We start from the raw sequence: 9,804 nt of genomic DNA on the forward strand, positions 1-9,804 counted from the left end.
GCCCGAGAATTACACGATTCGCTTGCCCAGTCCCTGAGTTACCTCAAGATACAGGTTGCTCGTTGGCTAGCGTTACGCGAGCGCGGTGCCGAAATGACGAGTTTGGATGCTATCGCTATTGAGCTGCGCGATGGGCTCAGTACCACCTATCGTAAACTCAGGGAACTGTTAGTGACCTTTCGCAGTACATCCGGTGAGCTGGGGCTGGTACCCTCGATCACCGCGGCTGTTGCTGAGGTCAACCGCCTTGGCCACCGTACGAGCGTGCACCTTCATATAGATGATAATTGGCCGGAAGACCTTTCCCCTAGCCAGGAAATTCATTGCCTGCATATTGTTCGCGAAGCAATGAGCAATACCTTAAAACATGCTCAGGCCAATAATGCAGTGGTATCGTTACAGAATAGGCTGACTTTTCTGGAGATCTCCATTACCGATGATGGCGTCGGCTTTGGCGACACGCTGGCCGAAATGGGTCAGTTTGGGCTACAAATTATGACCGAACGGGCCTTACGTATCGGTGGCCGCATCGAATACCAGACTCTGCAGGCGGGTGGCGCCAGCGTACTATTATGCTTCAATGCACAACCCGACAACCAAGGGTCATTGCTTATTGAGCCCTACCCGATTGAACACGGAGAACCGCCCTTGTGACTGATGTCATTATCGTCGACGACCACCCCATGTTGCGCAAGGGGATCGCCCAGCTACTCGAGTTAGAGCCTGATCTGCAGCTTATCGCCGAGATAGGTGATGCCCGCGATGCGCTCAAGGTTATACTCCAACACGAGCCCGATTTGATCTTGCTCGATCTGAATATGCCTGGTCAAGATGGGCTCCATACGCTCAATTTACTGCGCAATGCTGGTGTCTATGCGCGCATCATCATCTTCACCGTTTCGGACGACCAGTCCGATATCCACCGAGCGATCCACAATGGGGCCGATGGCTATCTGCTCAAGGATATTGATCCCTTGGAACTGCTCGCGTCGATCAAACAGTGTGTCAAAGGTGAGCAGGTGATCAGTCCGGAAATCGCGCAGGTGGTGCACCACGCGCTAACCCAGCGTTTACCGGAGAACATGCACCCGGCGCTGAATGAACTGACAGAACGGGAACGCGAGGTGTTGCGCCTGGTCGCATCGGGTTGCAGCAATAAGGCGATCGGCCAACAATTGCTTATTGCCGAGGGCACCGTCAAGGTGCATGTAAAGCGGGTGCTGGCCAAGCTTCATCTGCGCTCGCGCGTCGAGGCGGCTATTTTTGCCCTGCACCATAACAAGGAATTTTAGGAGCTCACTATGGCCACTTGCGACCGACCGGGCTTGATGCCGCTCAACGAGGGCATCGCCAAACTCTTGGCCGCTGTATCCGGCCAGGCACGCACCGAGACCGTGGCGTTGGCTGCGGCCGCAAACCGAGTACTGGCCGAGGATGTTTTCGCCCCGGCACCGGTTCCTGGCTTCGATAACTCGGCCATGGACGGCTACGCCGTGCGGGCAGCCGATATGGCCCTGGGTAAAACCTATACCGTTCAAGGCAGGGCGCTGGCCGGTGCCGCCTTCGACCAATGGCTTCATCCCAATCAGGTCGTGCGCATAATGACCGGCGCGGCCATCCCGCGCGGAGCGGACACGGTGATCGCACAGGAAGACAGCCTACTCGACGGCGCGGCTGTCGGCTTTAGCGAACTTGCGCCCTTGGGCAGTCATGTACGCAGGGCGGGCGATGATATAGCGCAGGGCAGCCGGGTTGTCGCGGCCAAAACTCGGCTAAATGCCGTCCATCTGGCGCTCTTGGCCAGTGTCGGCTGCGCTAGCGTCACGGTTTATGGCAAAACCACCGTGGCGTTGATTTCTACCGGTGATGAACTGAAATCACCCGGGCAAGCGCTCGACTATGGCGATATCTACAACTCCAATGCACCCGCTCTAACCCGGATGCTGGCCAAGCTGGGGGTCGACATCATCGACTATGGCATTGTCCAGGATGACCCCGAGCTGTTTCGTTTGGCTTTTCAGCGCGCCGATCGGGAATGTGATTTCATCCTCACCTCGGGCGGGGTCAGTGTCGGCGAAGCCGACTACACTCGGGATATACTGGAGGAGCTGGGCCATATCGACTTCTGGCGACTAGCGATCAAACCCGGCAAACCCTTTGCCTTCGGTCGCCTGCCCAATAGTTATTTTATCGGCCTGCCCGGAAATCCGGTGTCGGCCTTGGTCACCTTTCATTTGCTCGGCAGCCAGGCGATCCGCCAACATCAGCACCTGGGTTACCAACCCATGAGCCAACTTCAGGCCATAACGACCGAGCCCATCCAGAAAGCACCGGGCCGCATGGATTTCCAGCGCGGTCATTGGCAGTCGAGCGCTGAGGGTGTCGAGGTAGCACCGACCGGTCGGGCGCAAGGTTCCCATATCCTCACCAGCCTGGCCGATGCCAACTGCTATATAGCCTTGGAGCAGGAACGCGGATCGGTCGCCGCGGGTGAGTCGGTGACCCTGTGGCTGTTTGACGAGATGTTTTAGCCCTAGACTCGGCCTATACATTAGGCATTGGGCTATGCTGAGCCGACAGCGTCATGAACGATCGATGGGTAAAAAAAAAGGCCTGAGGAGTCGGCTGTCGCCGCACTTCTCAGACCCTTATCAAGACCCTATCAGGGTCTTGTTAAGCTCTTAAACGAACCTTACTTGGCGATGTGCGCTGCCAAATCCAGTACCTTGTTTGAGTAGCCGATTTCGTTGTCATACCAAGAGACGACTTTAACGAACTTGTCGTTCAAGGCAATACCCGCGGCCGCATCGAACACAGAGGTCCGCGTCTCACCGATGAAGTCCTGTGATACCACAGCATCTTCAGTGTAACCGAGCACACCCTTGTATTCCGCACCCGCAGCACGCTTCATTTCAGCACAGATTTCTGCGTAGGTGGCAGACTTGGCCAAGTTAACGGTCAGGTCGACCACTGAAACGTTCGCCGTAGGCACGCGCAATGACATACCCGTCAGCTTGCCATTCAGTTCTGGAATAACCACACCCACGGCTTTGGCCGCACCGGTGGATGATGGAATGATATTTTGTGATGCGCCACGACCGCCGCGCCAATCTTTTGCAGATGGGCCATCGACTGTCTTTTGCGTTGCGGTTGTCGCGTGAACGGTGGTCATCAGACCACTGACCACACCCCATTTGTCGTTCAGGATTTTAGCGATAGGCGCCAAGCAATTAGTGGTACAAGAGGCGTTAGAAACGATGTCCTGACCGGCGTAAGTCTCATGGTTTACACCCATAACAAACATCGGGGTCGCGTCTTTAGAAGGACCAGTCATAACGACTTTTTTAGCGCCAGCGGTAATGTGCTTGCGCGCCGTGGCATCGTCCAGGAACAGTCCGGTCGCTTCGGCGACGACGTCTACGCCGATATCACCCCAAGCTAAGGCTTCTGGGTTGCGCTCTGCCGTAACGCGAACAGTTTTGCCATTAACGACCAGATTGCCGTCCTTCACTTCCACTGTGCCGTTAAAACGACCGTGGGTGGAGTCATACTTCAACATGTAGGCCATGTAGTCGACGTCGATCAGGTCATTGATGCCGACAACTTCAATATCATCACGCTCAACCGATGCGCGAAATACAAAACGACCAATACGACCAAAACCGTTAATACCTACTTTAATTGTCATACTATGAGGATCCCTATTTTTTTCATGAATGGTTAAGATTAAATTTGGTAGTAAAATTACAAATATAACCCGCTGAGTCAAGCCATAGGGCCGATTTTAGTGCGGCAAATCAAAATTTAATTGGATTTAAACTACATTATGGCTTCAAACGGATCTAAAATCGCGCGTATTGTAGTTTAAAAACATCCTAGGACGCACTCATTTTGTGTCTGAAGGGGTCAAATGACCGGATATTTCGCACTATTTGGGCAAAATATCCGTTATTGAGGCGAGCTAGGACGCAGAAAAGCAGTCCTGAAGGGTCAATCGAGGAAGTCGACGATACCGGTTTCGAGTGAATATTGTGCACCGATCACCTTGAGATTTCCGCTTAGAATATGTTTCTCTAAGATCGGCGACGAGCATCGAATCTGACTCACCGAGGCCCGAATATTGGCCCGTACGGCAAAACGGACCAGCGCTTCTTCGTCGTGTTTTAAATCGGTTTCAACCAGGGTTTCGATCGAGGGGCGAATTCGGGACACGATGGACATCAAATTAAAGGATGGCTGCGTCTCGGGGTTCTTTAAGGCATCCAGAGTCGCCTGTATAGCACCACATTGGGTATGCCCTAATACGACAACGAGCGGCGTGCCATAGGTTTCAACCGCGAATTCGATACTGCCAACCTGTGACGGCGCGACTATATTGCCGGCAACCCGAATAACGAACAGGTCACCCAAACCCTGATCAAACACAATCTCAGCGGGTACGCGAGAATCGGAGCACCCCAGAATGACCGCAAAGGGCATCTGCCCATCGATCAGGCTGTTACGGCGCCGTTCACTGGACAGCTCACTGTGTTCGCTGAGCTCGCCCACAAAACGTTGATTGCCGGCTTTTAACCGGGTTAATACTTCAGCGGAACTTATCATGGCGGGTACGGCTACTCTTTTGACTGTGAATATCGATAGTGCAAACGATATATTGCTCAGGCAAAAAAACAAGCCGATTTAAAGCAGAGGTTTGATGAATTTTAGGCAAAAACAACGGTGCGATTGCGCTCCGGTAGAGCGACAACCACACCCATGGGCCATTAGATTACGAAACGGTCCATAAAATTATGCACCGGCGTGGCGGACAACTGAGCCGAATCTTTACACAACGCCATTATTTGTTGACTGCGTTGCGCTGGGAAACGGGTCGCCAAATTAGCCCGGAACTTGTCTTCCAGCAATGGCATGCCCTGCTCTCGCCGACGACGATGGCCGATCGGGTATTCCACGACGACCTTCTCGGTCGAGCTGCCATCGTGAAAGAACACTTGAATCGCGTTGGCGATCGAGCGCTTGTCCGGTTCGTGGTATTCGGCTGAATAACGGGCATCTTCGGCGACCACCATCAGTTCGCGCAACCGATCGATTTCCGGATGGCTGGCGTGAAAGTCATCTTCATATTGCTCTGCGACCAGCTCGCCGGTTAACAGAGGCACTGCCACCATATATTGCAGGCAATGGTCTCGATCGGCCGAGTTGGCCAATGCGCCGACCTTGCTGATAATCCGAATCGCGGATTCGTGGGTGGTCAGCTCGATGCGGGCTATATCCTGGAGCCGATCCTTTATCTGCGGGTGCAGCGTTACGGCCGCTTCAGCAGCGGTTTGGGCATGAAACTCGGCCGGGAAGCTAATTTTGAACAGTACGTTCTCCATTACATAGCTGCCAAATTCGCGCTGAAAACTGAAGGCACGTTCGGCCTCCGGCTTGAGTTTTTGATCTTTATTGGTCTTGCTAAACAGGACATCATAAAAACCCCACTGCGGCGCCGTCAGGGCGCCTGGGATACCCATTTCACCGCGTAAGGCCATATCAACCAAACGCACAGCCCGGCTGGTTGCATCGCCGGCGGCCCAGCTCTTGCGTGAGCCGGCATTGGGCGCATGACGATAGGTACGCAAGGCTTGGCCATCGACCCAGGCGTGGGAGATAGCACTTAACATCTGCTCGCGCGTGGCACCCATCAGCTTGGCGACAACCGCGGTTGAGGCTACCTTGACCAGCAGGACGTGATCGAGCCCGACCCGGTTGAAGGAGTTATCCAAAGCCAGCACGCCTTGGATTTCATGCGCCTTGATCATGGCCTCGAGAACATCCGTCATCAACAGCGGGGCTTCGCCACGCTGCACTCGGACTTGAGATAGGTGGTCGGCGACGGCTAGGATGCCGCCTAGGTTGTCGGATGGGTGGCCCCATTCGGCCGCCAACCAGGTATCGTTATAATCGAGCCAACGCACCAAGGCGCCTATATCCCAGGCGGCTTTAACCGGATCCAGACAAAACTGGGTCCCAGGCACGCGCGCGCCATTGGGCACAACAGTACCGGCGACCATGGGCCCTAGGTGCTTGGTGCACTCGGGAAAGCGTAACGCCAAGAGGCCGCACCCGAGCGTATCCATCAGACAAAAGCGCGCCGTCTCCCAGGCGGTTTCACTGACGATTTCGTAATCTAGGACGTAATCGGCGATTTTCTGAATCACCTCATCATATTCAGGCCGTTCATTCGTTTCTACATTCGCACTCATGTTGATCCTTTTGGGTAGATGACTACCGGTTGCGCGTTGATAGGGGGCTATAGGTTCTCGGTTCTGCGCCTATATATTCAGCGCCCGGGCGGATAATACGATTATTGCTGCGCTGCTCTTTGACGTGGGCTGTCCAGCCGGACACGCGCGACATCACAAAGATTGGCGTAAAGAGTTCGGTGGGAATGCCCAGCAGATGATAGGCCGAGGCATGATAAAAATCGGCATTAGCAAAGAGCTTTTTTTCTCGCCACATAACCGCTTCACAACGTTCGGAAATATCGAAGAGCTTCATATCATTTTTGGCTTCACCGATTTTACGCGACCATTCTTTGATGATCGCATTGCGCGGATCATTGGTACGGTAGACCGCATGACCGAAGCCCATGATCTTTTCTTTCGCCGCCAACATGCTGAGCAAGCCGGCCTCAGCTGCATCAGGCGTATCGAAGCTCTGAATCAAGGCCATGGCGGCCTCATTGGCGCCACCGTGCAACGGTCCGCGTAAGGTGCCGATAGCGCCGGTCACCGCACTGTAAATGTCGGTTAGGGTGCTAGCGGCGACGCGTGCGGAAAAGGTTGAGGCATTAAACTCATGCTCCGCATAGAGGATCAACGAGGCATGCATCACGGCAATCTCGGTTTCTGACGGTTCGCGCTGATTTAGCAGGGTTAAAAAATGCGCGCCGACCGAATCCGCATTTGAACCCGTATCGATACGAGTACCAAAATGCGAGAAGTGATACCAGTAACAGCAGATGGCCGGGAATTGGGCCAACATTCGAATGGCGTGTTGATCTTGGTCGGCAAAGCTGAGTTCCGGCGCGAGCACACCCATAGCCGAACAGCCGGTGCGCATCACATCCATTGGGTTAGCATCTTTGGGAATACGTTCCAATATTTCGCACAGCAACGGTGACAGGGCGCGATTTTCGGACAAGCTCTGCTTAAAGGCTGCCAATTCAGTCTGGGACGGTAACTCACCCCTCTGCAAGAGAAAGGCGACCTCCTCGAAACTGGCGTTAGCCGCTAAGTCGGCAATATCGTAACCGCAATAGGTCAGACCGCTGCCAGAGAGGCCCACCGTACACAAGCTCGTGGCGCCCGCTACCTGGCCATGTAAACCTCGGCTGTCGTTGGATTTTTGCACCATGTCAGTCGCTCCTGTTGTAGTTATGAGTTCAGTTGTTATAGGTCAATTGTTATGGGTCAATTGTGATGAGTTCAGTCGTTATAAGTTCAGTAACGGCGCCCTTATTTACCGTCGGTAAACAGGGCGTCGAGTTTGGCTTCAAACTGGTGATAATTGAGCACGTCATAAAGGTCGGCACGAGTCTGCATTGAGTCGACGACTGCCTTTTGATCACCTTGGCTGAGAATAGACTGGTACACATCAATGGCGGCGGCACTCATGGCACGAAAGGCCGACAAGGGATACAGAACCATGCCACAGCCTGCTGCGGCCAGTTCGGCTTGATTATAGAGTGGGGTTTGACCGAACTCGGTAATATTGGCCAATATCGGCACCGATAAGGCGTTGGCGAAGGCCTGGTAGTCTTCTAGGCTGTGCACGGCTTCGGCGAAAATACCGTCGGCACCGGCCTCAACACAGGCGGCGGCTCGATCGAGGGCTGCGGACAGGCCCTCTTGAGCAAAGGCATCGGTGCGCGCCATAATAAAAAAATTATTGTCGGTGCGGGCATCGACACAGGCCTTGATACGATCGACCATTTCAGTCTTGGATACGATGGCCTTATTCGGGCGATGCCCACAGCGCTTCTGTAAGACCTGATCTTCAATATGGATAGCCGCCACGCCGGCCCGCTCCATTTCCTTGATGGTTCGACCGATATTAAAGGCCCCACCCCAACCGGTATCGATATCAACCAGCAAGGGCAAATCGGTCGCACCCGTGATACGGCGAGCGTCCTCGGCGACATCGTTGAGCGAGGTCATACCCAGGTCGGGGAGACCGAAGGATGCATTGGCCACTCCCGCCCCCGAAAGGTAGAGCGCTTGATGACCCGATCGGGCCGCCAACATCGCACAATAAGCGTTTACGGCTCCGACGATGGCCAGCGGTGCGTTATTTTCTAATGCGGTTCGAAAGGCGAATCCTGCACTCATGTCGTTCTCCTAGTTAACGGGGGCACTGATTATTCTTGTAGTGGAAATTCTAATTGTCGATGCTCGAACAGACATTGTTCTAATAACTATTGTTCTAATAACAGCCGTGCGGCTGATATATGCCGTTTCATCAGCATACTGGCCAGCTCGCCGTCGCGGTTCTGCAGCGCCTCTAAGATCCGTTTATGATCTTCCAGAGCCTGGGTCGGACGACCCCGATTATGGGCGGATTGAAAGCGATACATGCGCACTCGGTGGTACAACTCATCACACAGTAAACGAATCAACCAACGATTCTGAGAACCTTGGATAATCATAAAATGAAAATCCAGGTCGGCTTCCTGCTCGATGTAGAGTTGCCCGTCGTGGTCCGATAAGTATTGGGCATGTTGTTCGATGAGACGGGCCAAGGCATCCAATTGCGTCTGGGACATCCGCGTCGCGGCCAGCTCGCAGGCCAGGCCCTCCAAATTTTCCCGCAACTGATAAATTTCGATCACCTCGGTCACATCGAGGCCTACCACCTGGGCTCCCACGTGCGGCACCTTGGTGACTAGCTTGCGACTTTCCAGGCGATTCAGCGCCTCACGCAGAGGCCCCCGTCCGATGCCCATTTCCTTGGCCAATTCAATTTCACGCAATCGACTGCCGGGCAGAATCTGCCCAGTCACGATCGCCTGGAGTAATTCGTTAAAGGTTCTGTCGGTCTGTGTAGATGCTTTCATTTCCATTATTGTTAACAATTACCATAATTTTCAAGTAAATTACCGCACTTTAGCTCATAAAACAATCTAATTGTTAACAACCTAGCTAGGCAAGCGAATACTCGTCCTTATGTAAGATAGATAACGGTATAAATCCCAACTGGAGCAAATCGTCTAGCGCCTCTAACCTTGAGGCAGGCTCTGATAATACTTTTCGGAAAGAGGTTAACAACCGTAAAGGCCTGCGATAGCGTCGCGCAGGCAATGTTTGTTACCGATGTCGACTTGCAAGGACGAAGTACCCTCCCTAACGAATGGAAAAACGACATGAAAATATTAATGAGTCTAATCACCTTGGTCGCCCTACTCCTACCTTCCCTTGCACTGGCGGAGGTTTCAACCCCTGATCCGGTCAGCGACAAGGGCACTGAAACGGTTCTGCTATATGTCAATATCAATACCGACAGTGCCGAAAAAATGGCTGACCTGCTCACTGGCATCGGCTTAACCAAAGCGCAGGCTATCATCGACTTTCGCGACGCCAATGGGCCTTTCCTAGCCATTGAAGATCTATTACTGGTGCCCGGAATTGGTGCCGCCACTCTGGACAAAAATCGTCTGGCATTGCGTGTGGCAAACTGACCAAAAGACAAAAACCCTAAGCGATCAAGATATTATTCTCAGGGGCACTCGCGCACAGGTGTTCGCAGAGGGATTCGGACTGG

At 53.5% G+C, this 9,804-nt stretch carries 10 protein-coding genes; 4 read left to right on the plus strand and 6 right to left on the minus strand.

Going from position 1 to position 9,804, the window contains the following annotated elements; translation table 11 throughout:
- The 3 genes from AC4FIC_RS14525 to moeA all read left to right on the plus strand — a co-directional run.
- Positions 1-654 (plus strand): histidine kinase (locus AC4FIC_RS14525; RefSeq protein WP_476195177.1); only part of this gene is annotated, 654 nt, incomplete at its 5' end.
- On the plus strand, positions 651-1,292 hold the full coding sequence (gene narL, locus AC4FIC_RS14530; RefSeq protein WP_100257650.1) for a two-component system response regulator NarL: 642 nt from the start codon (positions 651-653) through the stop codon (positions 1,290-1,292). The genes AC4FIC_RS14525 and narL, both read left to right, overlap by 4 nt.
- A 9-nt stretch (positions 1,293-1,301) precedes the next feature.
- Positions 1,302-2,531, plus strand: coding sequence for a molybdopterin molybdotransferase MoeA (moeA, locus tag AC4FIC_RS14535; protein WP_100257651.1), 1,230 nt, complete (start codon positions 1,302-1,304; stop codon positions 2,529-2,531).
- 161 nt (positions 2,532-2,692) lie between these two features.
- Here the strand turns inward: moeA and gap are convergent, their stop codons facing one another.
- From gap to AC4FIC_RS14565, 6 genes are all read right to left on the minus strand, one after another.
- The gene (gene gap, locus AC4FIC_RS14540; protein WP_100257652.1) at positions 2,693-3,688 is read right to left on the minus strand and encodes a type I glyceraldehyde-3-phosphate dehydrogenase; all 996 of its coding nucleotides are present in this window, start codon (positions 3,686-3,688) and stop codon (positions 2,693-2,695) included.
- Positions 3,689-3,990: 302 nt separating this feature from the next.
- The gene (locus AC4FIC_RS14545) at positions 3,991-4,602 is read right to left on the minus strand and encodes a carbonic anhydrase (RefSeq protein ID WP_100257653.1); all 612 of its coding nucleotides are present in this window, start codon (positions 4,600-4,602) and stop codon (positions 3,991-3,993) included.
- A gap of 161 nt (positions 4,603-4,763) precedes the next feature.
- The gene (locus AC4FIC_RS14550) at positions 4,764-6,248 is read right to left on the minus strand and encodes a bifunctional 2-methylcitrate dehydratase/aconitate hydratase (RefSeq protein ID WP_100257654.1); all 1,485 of its coding nucleotides are present in this window, start codon (positions 6,246-6,248) and stop codon (positions 4,764-4,766) included.
- Between the two features lie 22 nt (positions 6,249-6,270).
- On the minus strand, positions 6,271-7,401 hold the full coding sequence (gene prpC / locus AC4FIC_RS14555; RefSeq protein ID WP_100257655.1) for a bifunctional 2-methylcitrate synthase/citrate synthase: 1,131 nt from the start codon (positions 7,399-7,401) through the stop codon (positions 6,271-6,273).
- Positions 7,402-7,502: 101 nt separating this feature from the next.
- Positions 7,503-8,375, minus strand: coding sequence for a methylisocitrate lyase (gene prpB, locus AC4FIC_RS14560; protein ID WP_100257656.1), 873 nt, complete (start codon positions 8,373-8,375; stop codon positions 7,503-7,505).
- Positions 8,376-8,461: 86 nt separating this feature from the next.
- Positions 8,462-9,100: a GntR family transcriptional regulator gene (locus AC4FIC_RS14565; RefSeq protein WP_100258764.1), complete on the minus strand. Its 639-nt coding sequence runs from the start codon at positions 9,098-9,100 to the stop codon at positions 8,462-8,464.
- Positions 9,101-9,406: 306 nt separating this feature from the next.
- Here AC4FIC_RS14565 and AC4FIC_RS14570 point away from each other — a divergent pair, with 306 nt between their 5' ends.
- Positions 9,407-9,721, plus strand: coding sequence for a ComEA family DNA-binding protein (locus AC4FIC_RS14570; protein ID WP_100257657.1), 315 nt, complete (start codon positions 9,407-9,409; stop codon positions 9,719-9,721).
- The last annotated feature ends 83 nt before the right edge of the window (positions 9,722-9,804 follow it).

This window comes from Reinekea sp. (assembly GCF_982785585.1).